The 15,329-nt window shown below is 67.7% G+C and carries 8 protein-coding genes; 5 read left to right on the top strand and 3 right to left on the bottom strand.

The window, feature by feature from the left end; genetic code table 11:
- Nucleotides 1-26: 26 nt before the first annotated feature.
- Complete coding sequence (locus BM282_RS17595) at nt 27-1,004, top strand: DMT family transporter (RefSeq protein ID WP_089883482.1); 978 nt, start codon at nt 27-29, stop codon at nt 1,002-1,004.
- A 139-nt stretch (nt 1,005-1,143) separates the two neighbouring features.
- The gene (locus BM282_RS17590) at nt 1,144-3,096 is read left to right on the top strand and encodes a hybrid sensor histidine kinase/response regulator (protein WP_089883480.1); all 1,953 of its coding nucleotides are present in this window, start codon (nt 1,144-1,146) and stop codon (nt 3,094-3,096) included.
- A gap of 1 nt (nt 3,097) precedes the next feature.
- On the opposite strand, the gene BM282_RS17585 is transcribed toward BM282_RS17590, so the two are convergent.
- Entirely contained in the window at nt 3,098-3,577 is a 480-nt protein-coding gene (locus tag BM282_RS17585) for an SRPBCC family protein (protein ID WP_089883478.1), read from the bottom strand.
- 72 nt (nt 3,578-3,649) lie between these two features.
- A complete protein-coding gene (locus BM282_RS17580) occupies nt 3,650-8,185 on the bottom strand; it encodes a glycoside hydrolase family 15 protein (protein ID WP_089883476.1) in 4,536 nt (1,511 codons plus the stop codon).
- A gap of 213 nt (nt 8,186-8,398) precedes the next feature.
- Between BM282_RS17580 and malA the strand changes: the two genes are divergently transcribed.
- The 3 genes from malA to BM282_RS17565 all read left to right on the top strand — a co-directional run bounded on the left by malA (nt 8,399) and on the right by BM282_RS17565 (nt 13,138).
- Nucleotides 8,399-10,411 (top strand): alpha-amylase MalA, encoded by a 2,013-nt coding sequence (gene malA, locus BM282_RS17575; protein WP_089883475.1) that lies wholly within the window; start codon nt 8,399-8,401, stop codon nt 10,409-10,411.
- A 5-nt stretch (nt 10,412-10,416) separates the two neighbouring features.
- Nucleotides 10,417-12,831 carry a glucosylglycerol hydrolase gene (gghA, locus tag BM282_RS17570; protein ID WP_089883473.1) on the top strand — a complete coding sequence of 805 codons (2,415 nt, stop codon included), beginning with the start codon at nt 10,417-10,419 and terminating at the stop codon, nt 12,829-12,831.
- Nucleotides 12,832-12,904: 73 nt separating this feature from the next.
- Nucleotides 12,905-13,138 (top strand): hypothetical protein, encoded by a 234-nt coding sequence (locus tag BM282_RS17565; protein WP_089883471.1) that lies wholly within the window; start codon nt 12,905-12,907, stop codon nt 13,136-13,138.
- A gap of 13 nt (nt 13,139-13,151) precedes the next feature.
- Here the strand turns inward: BM282_RS17565 and BM282_RS17560 are convergent, their stop codons facing one another.
- Nucleotides 13,152-15,329: a DUF7846 domain-containing protein gene (locus BM282_RS17560; protein WP_089883469.1), complete on the bottom strand. Its 2,178-nt coding sequence runs from the start codon at nt 15,327-15,329 to the stop codon at nt 13,152-13,154.

The raw sequence follows: 15,329 nt of genomic DNA, 5'->3' as shown, positions 1-15,329 counted from the left end.
AAGGGGGTCCGAAGAAAGGACTCTCTGTGTCCCGCGACCCGCCCGTCTCGCCGTTCGTCGGCCTCGCCGTCGCCGTGCTCGCCGTCAGCACGAGCGCGATTCTCGTCCGGTACAGCGAGGCGCCGAGTCTCGTGAAGGCGCTCTACCGCGTCGTCTTCACCGTCGCCCTCCTCGCGCCCGTCGCGGTGACGCGTTCGCGCGACGAACTCCGCCGCGTCCCGCGCCGCGACGTGTTCTGGGCGGCCGTCGCCGGCGTCGCCCTCGCCGTCCACTTCGCCTCGTGGTTCGAGAGTCTTGAGTGGACGAGCGTCGCCGCGAGCGTCACGCTCGTGCAGGCGCAACCGCTGTTCGTCGCCGTCGGCGCGTGGGCGCTCCTCGGCGAGCGAATCACCCGCGGCGTCGTCGTCGGTATCGCCGTCGCACTCGTCGGGATGGCGACGATGACGCTCGGCGACCTGTTCGTCCCCGACGCCGTTCGTTTCCTCTCAGCCGTTCCGGGCCTCGCAGAGGTTCTCGCGCCCGTCGCCGCCGGAACCGGCGACCCAACGCTCGCCGGCGAACGACCGCTGTACGGCGACGCACTCGCGCTCGTCGGTGCCGTCACCGCCGCGGGGTACGTCCTCGCGGGCCGGTCGCTCCGACAGCGACTCTCGCTGATTCCGTACGTCACCATCGTCTACACCGCCTGTGCCGTCGTCCTCCTCTGTCTCACCGCCGCGCGCGGCCACCCGCTCTTCGACTACGCCGCCCGCGAGTGGGCGCTGTTCCTCGCGATGGCCGTCGGGCCGGGCGTCTTCGGCCACACGGTCCTGAACTGGGCGCTCGGCTACCTGGAGTCCAGCGTCGTCTCCGTCTCGCTCCTCGGGGAACCCGTCGGCAGTACGGTGCTCGCCCTCGTTCTCATCGGTGAGACTCCGACTCCCGCGACGATAGTCGGCGGTGTCGTCGTCCTCGCCGGAATCTATCTGACGACTCGGAGAAACTCCGAGAAACCGGCCCATTGAAGCTTTCTGGGCCTGATACGGATACCTCGCGAACGGTTCTCTCGCCTCCGTTTCCCTCTTTGTCTACTGGTCAGTTATAGTATCAAATTTGATATTAGAGTCACAACGCTGATATGCTGTCAGAGAACTAATTTAGAGTATGACGACGCTCCGCGAGGAGATATCCGTGCTCTACGTCGACGCCGACGCGGAGCGCTCCTCGTCGGTCGCCGCCTTTCTCGAAGGAGAGAACGTCGGCCACGACTTCTCCGTCGAAGCGGTCGCTGACCCCCGCGACGCCCTCCAGGTGCTCGGTGACGCTCCGAGCACCGCCGACTGCATCCTCTGCGGCGACGAGTTCCCGGAGTCGGACCCCCTCGACTTCCTCCGGTTGGTCCGCAGCGGTCGGTCGTCGCTCCCGTTCGTCCTGTTCGCCGGTGACGACTCGGCGGACGCCGCGCGTGACGCGTTTCGCGCGGGCGCGACCGACTACGTCCCCGAATCGACCGACGCCGACCGGTTCGCCGTGTTGGCGACCCGAGTCGCGGACGCCGTCTCTCGGGAGTGCGCACCGACCACCGACGCTTCCGCAGACGGACCCGACTCGACCGAAATGGCCGAGACGGCGGTCTACGCGCTCGACGAGACGGGCCGGTTCGTCTTCGTCGACGACGCCTTCGTCGAGATGGTGGGGTACGACCGCGAGACGGTTCTCGGCAACCACCTCTCCGCGCTCGTTCCGTCCGACGAACGCCAGACTCGCGACGAACTCACGGCGTTCTTCGAGGCCGACGCGGAGACGACCCGGTTCGAGACGAACGTCTGCCGCGCCGACGGCGACAGTCTCCCCTGCGTCGGCCGTGTCTCGGTCCGGCCCTTCGACGCGGACGAACCGCACGCGGTCGGAACGCTCTCGAACGTGGCCGACCGTCAGAGAGCGCGGCGAGACGCCTCGCGCGAACGGCTGACGGACGTGGTGCTCGACACCTCGACGATGCTGATGAGCGCCGAGATAGACGAGGTCGACGCGAAGATTCACTGGACGATACAGAGTTTGGGCGACTTCGCCGACGTCGACGCCGTCGCGGTGTACTCGTACGACGTCGATACGGACACGCTCCAGAAGACGCACGAGTGGACGACCGGCGACGTTCCCTCGCGGCCCACCGTCGTCGGCGGCGAGGACTGCGAGTGGTTCATCGACCGACTCTGCCGCTTCGAGGACGTCACCGTCGAACGGCCTCGCTCGTCGTCGACGCCCGACGCGACGTCTCTGTCGCTCCCCGAAGGTGGAAGCTACCTCGCGCTTCCGATGGTGTCGAACTGGTCGCTCGTCGGTGCGCTCACCTTCGTCTCCGCGACGTCGCGGCCGTGGACCGAAACGGAGGTGTCGCTGTTCGACACCACGGCGGACATGCTATCGTACACGCTCGAACGACAGCGGCGCGAGCGCCGACTCCGCCAACAGAACGACCGACTGGAGGAGTTCGCGAGCGTCGTCAGCCACGACCTCAGAAATCCGCTGAACGTCGTCGACGGCTTCGTCGACCTCGCTCGCGAGACCGGAGACGTCTCGCATCTCGACCGGGCGGCCGAGGCACTCGAACGGATGGACACGCTGGTCAACGACGTCCTCCAACTCGCGAGACAGGGACGAACCGTCGGCGAGACGTCGTCCGTGGACGTCCGCGGCGTCGCCGAACGCGCGTGGGCCGCCGTCGACACGGGGGACGCGACGCTCGAACTCGGCGAGCATCTCGCGACCATCTCCGCGGACGCGAGTCGGCTCACACAGGTCATCGAGAACCTCGTCCGCAACGCCGTCGACCACGGCGGCGACGACGTCCGCATCTCCATCGGGTCGCTCCCGGACCGGTCAGGGTTCTACGTCGAAGACGACGGCCCCGGCATCCCGAAGGACGAACGCGCGACCGTCTTCGAACAGGGCCACACCACCGCCCGGTCCGGTTCCGGGTTCGGCCTCTCCATCGTGGAGAGTATCGTCGAGGCGCACGGGTGGGACGTCGTCGCCACCGAGGGGACCGACGGCGGCGCGCGGTTCGAAATCGTCACCGCCCCCCGCGCACAGACGTTCGACCCGAACCGGCCCTGACTCACTCCAGTAGCGCTCTCGTCTTCGCGTGGCGCTGTCGGAACATCGGTTCGAAGCCGACGAACCCGAGCGGCGAGAGCGCCCGTCCCAGTTCGCCGCCCGGCAGTTCGTACTCGACGTGGTCCTCCACGAGTGTCTCCTCGCCGTCGCCGTAGAATCGGTGGGTGTGGACCCACTTCTGGAACGGCCCGCCTCGCATCTCGTCTCTGAACATCGCGGTGTGTCCGTCCGACTCCCGGGCGACGATGTGGGAGGTCCACTCCTGCTTCGGACCGACGCCGAGGGGGTGAAGCGACATCCGTATCTCCGCGCCGACGTCCAGTATCTCCGGGTCGGGTTCGCCGTTCGGTCCGCGCACGGAGACGACGTCGAGACCCATCCACTCGGGCGTCAACGCCTCCAATCCCGACACCTTCGAGTGAAACTTCCACACTTCGGAGAGGGGTGCGGCGACTCGCGTCCGGCGCGTGTACGTAGCCATGTGTCGACGTACGGGCGACCGAACAAAAAGCGCGTGGGCGGGCGGTTCTCCGTCGTCTCCTGTTCCGCTCGTTCAGAGCGTGAAGCGAGTGACGTTCGTTCCCGCCGTCGTCAGGTCCTCGTCCGTCGCCGCCGCGACGGTGACCTGATTCTCGCCGTGTTCGATCCGTAAGACGGCCTCGAACGTCCCTTCCTCGGGTTCGACCATCTTCGTCTCGCTCGGCGTCTTCACCGCGACGACGGCGGCGTTCGTCTGCCCCGAGACGACGAGGCTGTCGCCCATGAACCGGGTGCTGACGTGGAGTCTCGGCGACTCCGGCCGGTCGGTCTCCAGGTAGCGTTCGCGGATGAACGCCGGCATCTCGATGGGTTCGCCCGCGTCGACGCTGTGCGCGAGGCGGACGAACTGCGCCATCGACCACGCCAACGGCGTCGCCGCGCCCGTTCCCTCGCCGAACTCCCAGTTGAAGTCCGTGCTGTGTTCGCGGTCCCACACCTGTTCGGCGAGCATCCGCCCGGAGTTGGCGAAGCCAGCCATCGTCTCGAGCAGGTTCTGTGGCGCGAGCGGACCGTCTTCGGTGCCGTTCATCAGTTCGTACTCGCCGCGCTCACCGGTGAAGATGGGCCACAGACGACCCTTCCCCTTCGACTCGATGGACCACGGCGCACCCTCTTGGTCGCGTTCGCGTTCGCCGTAGCCGTCGCCGTTGTAGCGGTAGAAGGCAGGGCCGTACGGCGTGTCGACGCGGATGGTGTTGTCCATCTCCGTGACGGAGTTCCGGACGACGTCGTCGTCGGCGGGCTTGATTCCCAGTCGGACGAGTTCGAGGAACCCGCCGTCGATAATCTCACGCTCGTCCAGCGTCGGTCCGTTGTTCGCGAGCGTCCGGAGGTGCCCCGCGTCCGGGTCGCCGTCGCGAGTGACGCGGACGTAGTACGGCGTGTTCTCGTGGCGTTCGGTCCCCGTGTCGGTGGCCGTCCACGACTCGATGCTGTCCGTCCAGTCGTCGGCGAGCGCCAACCAGATGAGCGCGTCGGCGTCGTAGCCCTCCTCGATGGCGAGCGCCGCGGCGGAGGACAGTCCCGCGATTTCGGCGGCGATGGAGGACGGCGAGTAACCCGCCTCCTCCTCCCAGCGTTCCTGCGCCGTCGGCGGCCCGTTGCGCGCGACGTAGTCGGCGGAGCGCTTGACGTTCACGTAGTCGTACTCCACGTCGTCGAACGTGACGCCGCGTTCCGAGAGCATGTACGCCATGACGGCGGGGAACGAGATGTTGTCCATCTGTTCGCCGCCCCACCGCGTCCGGCCGTTGAGGTAGGTGTTCTGCGGGATGAAGCCGCGTTCGTCCTGCTGGTACTCGTAGATGTACTGCAGGGCGTGAATCGCCGTCTCCACGTCGCCGACGGCCTCGAAGACGGTGAACACCTGGTACAGGTCGCGCGACCAGACGAAGTTGTAACCGTACCCCTTCGACTCCTCGGAGGTGACCGCCTCGCCCCACGGCACCGACGGCGAGGCGATGCCCGCGCCGAGGAACGTCTTGTCTTCGACGGCGCGCAGCGACATCAGGCAGGCGCGGTACTGGTTGGCCAAGGTGTCGTCGTCCGCGACGGAGACGGGCAGTTCCTTGTCCGCGAGGAAGTCCGCCCACGACTTCGAGTAGCCGGCGCGGACGCGTTCGTAGCCTCGCGTCAGCGCACCGGCGGCCTCACCGAGTGCGGCCGCCGTGTCCGCGTTCTCGGCGAACCCGAGCGCGAGCGTCTCGTTGAGTCGCGTTCCCGTCCCGATTCGACCGACCAAGACCACGTTCTCGTTGTCGACGCGTTCCTGTGCGGTCGGGAGTTCGCCGTTCCCGAACAGTCCCGCGAGGTGGTCGGACCCGGCGACGCCAACCGTCGCCCACTCGAACCGCCCGGCGGCGGTCATCGCGATGGCGACGCTGTACTCGTCGCCGTGTTCGTCGATGAGCAGTGGACGCGTGTCCCCGGCCTGGTCGTACGCCCCGGCGTCGCGGGCGACGAGGTGATAGCTCCCCATCTGGCCGAGACGGAGGCCGCGGTCGGTCGCGCCGGTGTTCACGAGTGCGGTGTCGGCCACCGCGTACAGTTCGTACTCGTTCTCGTCGCTCGCCTCGAACGAGACGTCCGTGAGCAGCGCGTCGTGTTCGGAGTCGGTGACGTACTCGATAGTGAGCGTCCACTCGTGTCCCCGCCCGTCGCCCTGTTCGGTGATGATGTGCTTGAAGACGAGCGAGTCGTCCTCGGCCATCACCGCGCGGCGTTCGATGGTGTCGGCGTGGTCGTCGCGCCGCGTCTCGTTGTGCGTCCGCGCCGTGTACGACGACTCGGGGTCGGCGTCCACGACGAGCATGTCGAGCGTCCGCAGGTTCATCAGGTCGACGCGCGGGAAGCGAACCTCGGTGAGAGAGCCCTCTGTGAGCGTGAACCACACGCGCGAGGAGTCTTCTTCGGTGTGGTCGGCGACGGTGCCGACGCCGTACTTCTCGCCGGTGGTCCACCGCGGCCGACTCTCCGGCCCGGAGGGTGCGGGCTTCGGCGCGGGAAGCGCGTCGTACTCCGCGAGCAGTCCGGTCGCGTGCAGACGGAGCGCGTGCGACCACCCGAGCGGTGCGGCGCTATCCGGCGTCCCGTCGTCGAACACTTGCTCGGTCAGGTAGCCGCCGCGCGTCGTGAACGGCCCGTCCGTGCGGAGCAGGTCGTACAGCTTCGTCGCCTCGTCGAGGAACAGGTCTGCCTCCTCTGCTCGACCGTAGTCGTCGAGGAGGACGGCGCACGTCGCGGCCGCGTTCGCACCCCACGCCGTCGACACCGACCACACCTTGGGGTCGTCCTGTTCGGCGACCCGCCACCAGTCGTCCTCGAACCGGACGAGTCCGGCCACGTCGCCCGTCTCGCGGTAGAGGTCGGACAGCGCCGTCTCCATGTGCGACTCTAACTGGTCGAGCACGCGTTCGGAGATGCCTTCGAGTTCGTCGTACGCGACGAACGCGTCGACGAGCGAGAACGTCGACGAGTCGAGTCGAGAGTCGAGCGTATCACCCTGCAGTCGGAGCGCGTACACCTCGTACTCGTCGTCCCAGAGTTCGTCGAGTCCCTCGTAGACGGTGGTCGCCTGCGTCTCCGCGTGGTCGACGAGTTCGGCACTGACGGGGGACTGCGCGACGGCGGCGTACGCCTGCAGGAACGTCGCGGCGGTGTGCGTGAACCGACCGACCATGTTCTCCCACGCGTTCTGGCACGTCTCGGGGAGGCCGTCGTCTTCGAGGCTGTCGTCTAAGCTCTCGACGCCGCGTTCGATGGTATCGCGAATCTCGCCGACGAGTTCGCCGTCTAACTGGTCGCGGCGGTGCGTGAGGACGTTCGCGAGGAACGTCACCGCACTCGCCGTCTGGTCGGCCTGATACTCGGGCTTGTCCGAGCCTTCGACCCGCGCGTGTGCCCACCCGGGTGCGATGCTCCCGTCGACGGCCCACGCGCGATGCGGCCACGACCCGTCGTCGAGTTGCGTGTCGCAGAAGAACTCCGCGTTCGTCACCAGTCGGTCCGTGAGTTCGAGGTTCATCCGGTCGTCCGCGTTCAGGAGGTACCGAGACACCTCGGCCTCGTCGCGGAACCACGTGTAGCCGTACCCGCCGGAGTGCGTGTAGAACGGGTCGAACTCGGGGCCGGCGATGTGTGCGCCCGTCGGCGCCGTCAGAAGCGAGAGCGCTCTGAGGTCAGAGCGGACGAGGTCCTCGCGGGGGACGTGGTCCGGGACGTACACCTCGGCGCGTTCGCGGGCGGCGGCGCGGATGCTGTCTGCCGACGCGTGTTCGAGTGCGCAGTGAGTGAGGTCCGCGAGGGCGTCCTCGCGGGAGATGATGCGGTGGTCGGACAACTGCGTGACGAGCGTCGTCCGCGCGGCGCGGCCCGCCGATTCGAGGGGGGCGGAGACGACGATGTCGCCGCTCAGGTGCGTGTCCTCGTAGCGTTCGAGCACCGCCTCGCGCGGGAACTCGAAGGCGTCCTCGGAGAGAATTTCGTCGAACCGTTCGGGAATCTGCCCGCGAACGTCGTCGAGACCAGTCGACGCGGTGATGTAGTCGTGCTCGTTCCGGTGGAACACCTCGACGGCCTGCGTCCCGTTGGGGCCGCCGTCCTCGTGGATGAGGCGACCCACGCGGGTCTCTCGACCCTCGGGTGCCATCGTCAAGAACGCCGTCAGGTGCGCGTCCGTCGGAATCGCCCCGCGGAGTTCCACGTGGGTGACGTGCGCTCGACCCAGCGTCAGGTCGTACTGGTGGACGGTGTACTCCCCGGCGTCGTACTCCGTCTCCACGAGACTCGTCTCCCGGTAGTAGTGCTGTCTGACCGTGTCGAGTTCGTCGAACCATCGCGTCTCGCCGTTCGCTTCGATGGCGAACCGCGAGCGGTCGATGCCGTACAGTCCCGAGAGCGACGAGGAGTAGTCTCGAAGTGCACCGTCGGGTCCGACGTAGACGAGTCGGTCTCCGTGTCCCGAGAACGACCCCTCTGCGGTCGGCGTCTCCTCGGGGAACCGCCCGCCGTGGTCGCGCTTGTACTCGTTCAGCGCGGTCCGTAATCTCATATACGCAGGACGTGTGTGCCCGAAGCATAAGTATTGGTTCCTTTTGTATAATATCGAATACATATCACCAGTAGTAAATGGGTCCTAATCGGCCGACCTGACGGGTCGAGACGCACGAAAACGGCATTTGGAACAGTTATTCTTTCGAGAGTAAAGCCAAAGGTCCGAGGGGTAATTGATACTCCCATGCACCACCCAGGTCCACCCAGATTCATGGCCGTCGGCGAGACGGTCCAACTCGCACCGCGAGACCCAGACCCGGAGGAGACGTACCGCTGGCATCTGAAGAACGCTCCCGTCGGAAGCCAACTCGAACTTCCGGACGACGAGGACGTCGTCTCGTTCTCGCCCGACGCGGCCGGGACGTACGTACTCGAACTCGACGCGCCAGACGGCACTCACACGCTCACCGTCCGCGTCTTCTCCGGCGAACTCGCGCCCGTCGGCGTCGGCGGCGGCGCAAGCGGGATGAGCGGGATGAGCGGAATGAGCGGGTCCGCCCGTCCCGTCGGTCAGAGCGGCGGCGTCTCCGGGTCGGGGTCCGGCGCGGGGTCCGGGGGCGGGAAGGGCGGTGGCCGCCCGCGCGTCCAACTGCACGGCAGCATCGAAGGGGACTCGCTAGTCGTCCACGCCGACCCACAACCGCACCCTGACAGCGACACCGACCGAGACGACATCGTCGTGGAGTTCCTCGTCGACGACAGAGACGAGGTGTCTCAGTCCGCGGTCACCGTCGACGGGTGGGAACTCCGCATCCCGCTCTCGGAAGTCGGCAACCGCGTCCGCGTCCACGGCGTCGCCATCGCCGACGCCTACAGCGTTCCCGACACGGTCGAATTCTCGCGCGAACCGATGGCCGACGGAGGCTCCGGAGATTTTCGGTCTGACGCGGCCGAGTGCGACGTCGCCACCGACGGGGGCGAGGACATCGAAGTCGTCTCCGCGGACGCCGACCATCTCGGCGTCGACAGACCCAACGACCCGCCCGAGTGGTCGAAGGACGTGACGCTGTACGAGATATACGTCCGCGGGTTCGTCGACGAAGACGAGGACGAGACGGTGTTCGAGGCGCTCGAACAGCGTCTGGACTACCTCGAAGGACTCGGCGTCGACTGTCTGTGGCTCACGCCCGTCCTGCAGAACGACCACGCCCCGCACGGCTACAACATCACGGACTTCTACGACATCGCCGAGGACTTGGGCACGCGCGAGGACTACGAGGCGTTCGTCGACGCCGCGCACGACCACGGTATGAAGGTGCTGTTCGACCTCGTGCTCAACCACTCCGCCCGGGCGCACCCGTTCTTCCAGGACGCGTACAAGAACCCCGACTCGGAGTACTACGACTGGTACGAGTGGCAGGAGAACGGCGAACCGGGCACGTACTTCGACTGGGAGTACATCGCCAACTTCGACTACACGAACCTCGAAGTCCGCCGGCACCTGTTGGACGCCGTCGACCTCTGGGCGGACATCGTGGACGGGTTCCGCTGCGACATGGCGTGGGCCGTCCCGAACACGTTCTGGCAGGAACTGCACGACCGGGTGAAAGAGAAAGACCCCGAGTTCCTCCTCCTCGACGAGACCATCCCGTACATCGCGGACTTCCACAACGGGATGTTCGACATGCACTTCGACACGACGCTGTACTTCACGATGCGGCAGGTGGGCGAGGGCAACCAACCCGCCGAAGCCATCCTCGACGCCGTCGACCAACGCGCCGAAGTCGGCTTCCCGCCGCACGCGTCGTTCATGCTGTACATCGAGAACCACGACGAGACGCGCTACGTCGTGGAGTGCGGTGACGACGCCGCGATGGCCGCCGCGGGTGCGCTGTTCACGCTCCCCGGCGTGCCGATGCTGTACGGCGGACAGGAACTCGGTCAACGGGGCCGCCGCGACGCCATCGCGTGGGACCACGCCAGAGAAGAGATTCGCGACCACTACGAGCGTCTCATCGAGATTCGAAACGAGACGCCGGCGCTCGGATACGACGGCACCTACCACCGCATCGACTACGGGGCGGACACCGACCGCGCCGTCGCGTTCCGCCGCGAACTGAACGGCGACGCCTACGTCTGCGTCCTCAACTTCGGCGAGGACGCGGCGACGGTGACGCTCGGCGACGACGTCGAGGTGGACTCCGAGAACCTCGTCACCGGTGAGGACACCGCCACCGCCGATGGTCTCGAAGTCGAACACGTCGCGATTCTCCCGGTGAACTGACTTCGATGGCAACCGACACGGACCTCCGACTCCTCGAGGAACCGACCGACGAACTCCTCGCGTGGCACCGCGAGGTGGCCGCCGAGCACGACGACCCGTTCGAGGCGGCCAAGGTGCTCACCGACCGCCTCGGTGCACACCTCGGCGACGACGGCCGCGTGGAGGTCGGCTTCTGGACGCCCGAACTCGTCGACGCGGGCGTCCCCGCAGAAGACGTGTTCCTCGAAGTGCTGACGCCACCGACGGACGTGGACCCGGCCGACACCGACGCCCGCGAGGTGACGTTCCGTCGCGAACGCGTCTCGCTCCGTCGCGAAGGCGAGTACCACTGGGGCGTCGTCGACGGGATGCGCGCGGGCACCCGCGCGGAACTCGGGTCGCTGTACCACCTCGTCTACCGCGCGGACGGCGCGTGGCAGAGTATCCCCGACCCACTCGCGTACTCCGTACCGTTCGGTCCGTTCGCGCCCGCCGAACTGTACGACTTAGAGCGGTTGGACGAGACGCGCGCGGACCGCGACTACTTCGAGGCGCTCGGCACCGACGACGAACGCGTCTCGACGACCGAACACGACGGCCTCCCTCGCGTCGACCCTGCGGTGAGCATGCTGGAGATTCACCCCGGTACCGCCACCGAGGCGGGGTCGCTCGCCGGCCTCGCCGACGTGTACGAAGAGATTGCACGGAAACAGCGCGCAGACGAACCGCTCTCCCCGTGGGAACGCAACTTCGCGGGCTACGACGCGGTTCAGGTGATGCCCGTCGAACCCCTCACCGAGAACAGCGAGGAACACGAGTTCTGGTCGGTGCTCGACGAGGGCGACGACGAACTCACCGCCGCCGTCTCTCGCCCCGACGCGATGAACTGGGGCTACGACATCGTCGTCAGCGCGTTCTCCGCGCCGAACCCGGCCATCCTCGAATCCGGCCGACCGGACGAACTCGTCGACTTCATCGCGGCCTGTCACGACCTGCCGCGACCCATCCGCGTCGTCTTCGACGTGGCTCTCGGCCACGCCGACGACCGAGGTGCCGAACTCCTGAACGACCGCTACATCCTCGGCCCGGGGATGTACGGCAAACACCTCGACTACACCGAACCGACGGCCCGCGCGGCGTTCTTGGAGATGCAAGAGCGGAAGATGGACTTCGGCGCGGACGGCATCCGCGTCGACGGCGCGCAGGACTTCACCTCCTACGACGAGGAGACGGGCGAGATGTACCACGACGACGACTTCTTAGAGGAGATGGACCTCGTCACCCAGGAAGTCGCGGGCACGGAGTACCGCCCGTGGATGGTGTACGAGGACGGCCGTCCGTGGCCGCGCGAGGACTGGGAACTCGCCTCTTCGTACCGAGCGCTCATCGAACAGCACCCCCACTCGTTCCAGTGGTCGCCAATCACGTTCGCGCACAACACGCCCGCACTGCTCACGTTCTGGGCGACGAAGTGGTGGCGCGTCCGCGAAGTCGGCGAGTTCGGCGGTAACTGGCTCACTGGCGTCGCCAACCACGACACCGTCCGCCGCGGGACGCAGATAGACCCGACGGTGTCGTTCAACCAGTCGCCGGTGAACCCCTACCTCGGCGAGGACTACCCCGAGACGCTGGACGAGGCGTACGACAACCCGGCCGCGGCGATGCTGTTTCACTGCTTCCTGCCGGGCGTGCCGATGGACTTCGTCCACGCGAACATGCGCGCGCCGTGGGGGTTCGTCCGCGACACCGACCCCGAGTGGAACGTCAAAGTCGTCTCCGAGGAGTCGAACTTCCTCTACTGGCAGGTGCGCGAGGAGGACTTCGCGGACCCCGCGCACTTCCGGCGCGTGAAGGACCTCGGCTTCGACTCCGTCGACGAACTCCACACGTTCATGGACGCGTTGTCTGCGGCCGTCGACGCGACGGACTACGACCTGTCCGTGATGGCCGCGATGCTGTCGGCGATGGACCAACCGCTCGGCGACGACCTGTCGGCGGCGGACCTCGACGCGTACGCCTCGGCGTGGATGCGCGACGTGTACGACTTCGCCAACCTCTCTCACTGGCACGACCAGTCCGAAGAGCGAACGGCCGCCCGACTGGAGACGCGCGAGTTCCGCCACGACCGCTCGTGGCTTCGCGACGACCTTCGCGAGGGAGACTACTTCACGTACCGCCACCCGACGGACGGAACCGTCCTCTACTACGGCATCCGGACGTCGCCGACGGGAGACGAGCAACTCCTGTTCGCCGCGAACATGGAGGGCGTGCCGGTCGAGGTGTCGCCCGAGTCGCTGGCCGCGGACGCCGCGGACGACGCGAACGCGCCGGAGATTCCCACCGACGGCTGGGACCCGGTTCTCACCGCGCCGAGCGTCGACGAGGAGACGACGGTCGAACTCGCGAACGCCGACGCGGTCGTCTGGCGGCGCGAACCCTAGCCGCCCCGTCCCCGGTGGTGTTCACCGCCGCGACCCGCAAGCCCTGAATACTCCCGGGTCGAACCATCGAGACGTGACAGAGACGTACGTCTGCCCGCACTGCGCTGCGACACAGGAGCGCCCGTATCGGGTCCGACTCATCATCCTGACGTGTCCGGAGTGCGGTGAGAACGGCCGGCACGTCCACGCCTCGTACGAGAGCCTCTTGAACGAGGTGCCCGAAGACGACAAACCCGACGAGTGGGACCGGATGCCCCTCGACGAGCGACTGTTCGACGCGATGAAGCGCGGTCTGGTCGACGTCTGAGTTTCTCTCCTCGCTACGCCGTCCGGTTCGTCGTCGCCGCCGTCTCGACGGACACGCCCGCCACGTAGTCACCGTCGGGTCCGACCCACGTTCCCTCGGGTCCGCACTCGGTCGTCAACCGGCAGACGCGCGTCTCGGGCGGCCAGACGACGCGAACGCTCGATTCACCTCGTCTCACCGTCGCCTCCTGTCTGTACGTGACGCTCGCGCCGCCCTCACCGACGAACGTCACCACGAGGTCCACCTCCGAGGCACCCGCCGGGAGGGGAACCGTCTTCCCGTCGGACCCGGCGGCGAACGCCAGGTTCCGGACGCGCGCCCCCTCCGCCGTCGTCGCCCACTCGACGCTCACCGTCTCGCCTTCCATCGCCGACGCGGGGACGCGGTAGCGCGCGTACCCCTCCGTCGTCTCGATTCGGACGCTGACGCTCGTGGACCCGACGGGGACGCCGAGCGTCGTCGTCGCGCGAACCGCGTCCCCCTCCAGCACGCGGAGTCGCTGTATCTCGGGGTTCACCGGCCGCACCGCGCCCGTCCACCCTCCGCGGTAGGTGAAGCGGTACGGGGTCCGGTTCGTCGCCGACAGCACCGCGACGTCGCGTTCCGGCGACCCGTCGGTGGCGTACACCACGCTCCCGTCGAACCCGGGGTCGTATCGGAGATACTGGAACGGGTGCGCCTGCCAGTCGCCGTACGTGTCCGGCGTGAACACGAGGGCGTCGTCGAACCGCTCGCCCGGCGGTCCGCGTTCGACGAACGGTTCGTACGTCGCGGTCAGACTCTCGGTTCGCTGGCGGTTCTCCGAGAGCGGTTCGGAGAGGGCGTCGCGCTCGGCGGCGACGACGACGGGCGCGGAGACGAGGAGGAGAGCGGCGACGGCGACGCGGGCGTGTCGCCGCGTCGTCCGCTCGGCCACCTGCGACCACACGGTGCGGACGACGAAGACGGCTCCCGCGGCGGCGAAGACGCTCACGGGAAGGAGCGCGTCGAAGTGGTAGAACGGACCGAGGAGGTTTATCAGGTCGTTCCTGAGACCGTTGAGCGTCCCCCAGAAGTACGCCTCGCCGAGGAAGACGGAGACGAAGACGCCGGCGACGACGGCGGCGACTTCGCCGTCTCGCATCCCCGAGAGCGAGGGGTCGTAGTCGCGGAGTCGGCCCCGCCGTCGCCACACCGCCCCGACGCCGCCGAGGGCGGCGAGGCCGGTTCCGAGGAGGCCCGCGGGCGTCCACTCGGTGAGGAAGTACCGGAGGACGAACAGCGTCGTCTCGGCGGCCAACTCGACGGTGTAGTCGCGTTCGTAGCCGAGTATCTCGTGCGGGCCGAAGCCGATGCCGTCGTTCGGCGCGAACGCCGCGTACGGGAACACGAGGGGGTCACCGGTGACGACGGCGTTGTACGCGAGTGCGAGGAGGACGCCGAGCGTCCCCGGAATCGCGACGGCGAGACTGCGGCGGAGGACGCGCCGGAAGTCGGTGTCGAACCGGTCGTCGCCGCCGCGCCATCCCGAGACGAGGACGACGAGCGTGTGGGCTATGAACGGAATCGCGAACAGGACGGCGGTGAACGGCCGCGCGAAGAACGCGAGGCCGATTGCCGTCCCCGCGAAGACGGCCCACCGGAGTCGCCCCGTCCGCGCGGCGTGGACGTAGCCGACGGCGAACGCGAGGTTGAGACTCGTCGCGGGCGCGTACGACAGGAACGTCGCCGAGGTGAAGAGGAACATCGGCGAGGCGGCGAGGGCGACGACGGCGACGAGGCCGACGCGGCGGTCGAACGCCGCCGCCGCGAGGTAGTAGACGCCCGCGGCGTTGCCGGCGGCGACGAGTGAGAGCGCGAGGTTCCAGTCGCCGAGCAGTCGCCCGACGGCGAACATCGCGGGGGCGACGGGGGCGTACTTGCCGTACATCGCCGTCTCCCCGGCGCGTTCGGTGACGACGAAGAACCACGGTCGGACCGCGTCGGTGGGAATCGAACCGGGGCGAAGGAACAGCTTCCCTTCGAGGAGCATCGCCGCCTGATAGAGGTAGACGCCCTCGTCGTCGTTGACCGAGTGGTACGGGAAGAGGTCGACGGCGAGGACGTAGACGAGGAGGCCGACGGCGGCGACGAGGACGGCGGCGACGGCGCGTTCCGGGTGGCGGCGGAGGGTGCGACGAACCGAGCCGAAAGAGAGAGCGGACCGAGACAC

The sequence above is a fragment of the Halogeometricum limi genome (genome assembly GCF_900115785.1).
In the GTDB taxonomy this organism is placed as follows: Archaea; Halobacteriota; Halobacteria; order Halobacteriales; family Haloferacaceae; genus Halogeometricum; species Halogeometricum limi.
This window is presented reverse-complemented; position numbering and strand designations above follow the sequence as displayed.

Bases quoted from the DNA above. Each gene is read 5' to 3' on its own strand.
- BM282_RS17590 (WP_089883480.1), top strand. From the start codon at position 1,144: ATGACGACGCTCCGCGAGGAGATATCCGTGCTCTACGTCGACGCCGAC.
- gghA (WP_089883473.1), top strand. From the start codon at position 10,417: ATGGCAACCGACACGGACCTCCGACTCCTCGAGGAACCGACCGACGAA.
- BM282_RS17580 (WP_089883476.1), bottom strand. From the start codon at position 8,185: ATGAGATTACGGACCGCGCTGAACGAGTACAAGCGCGACCACGGCGGG.
- BM282_RS17585 (WP_089883478.1), bottom strand. From the start codon at position 3,577: ATGGCTACGTACACGCGCCGGACGCGAGTCGCCGCACCCCTCTCCGAA.
- malA (WP_089883475.1), top strand. From the start codon at position 8,399: ATGGCCGTCGGCGAGACGGTCCAACTCGCACCGCGAGACCCAGACCCG.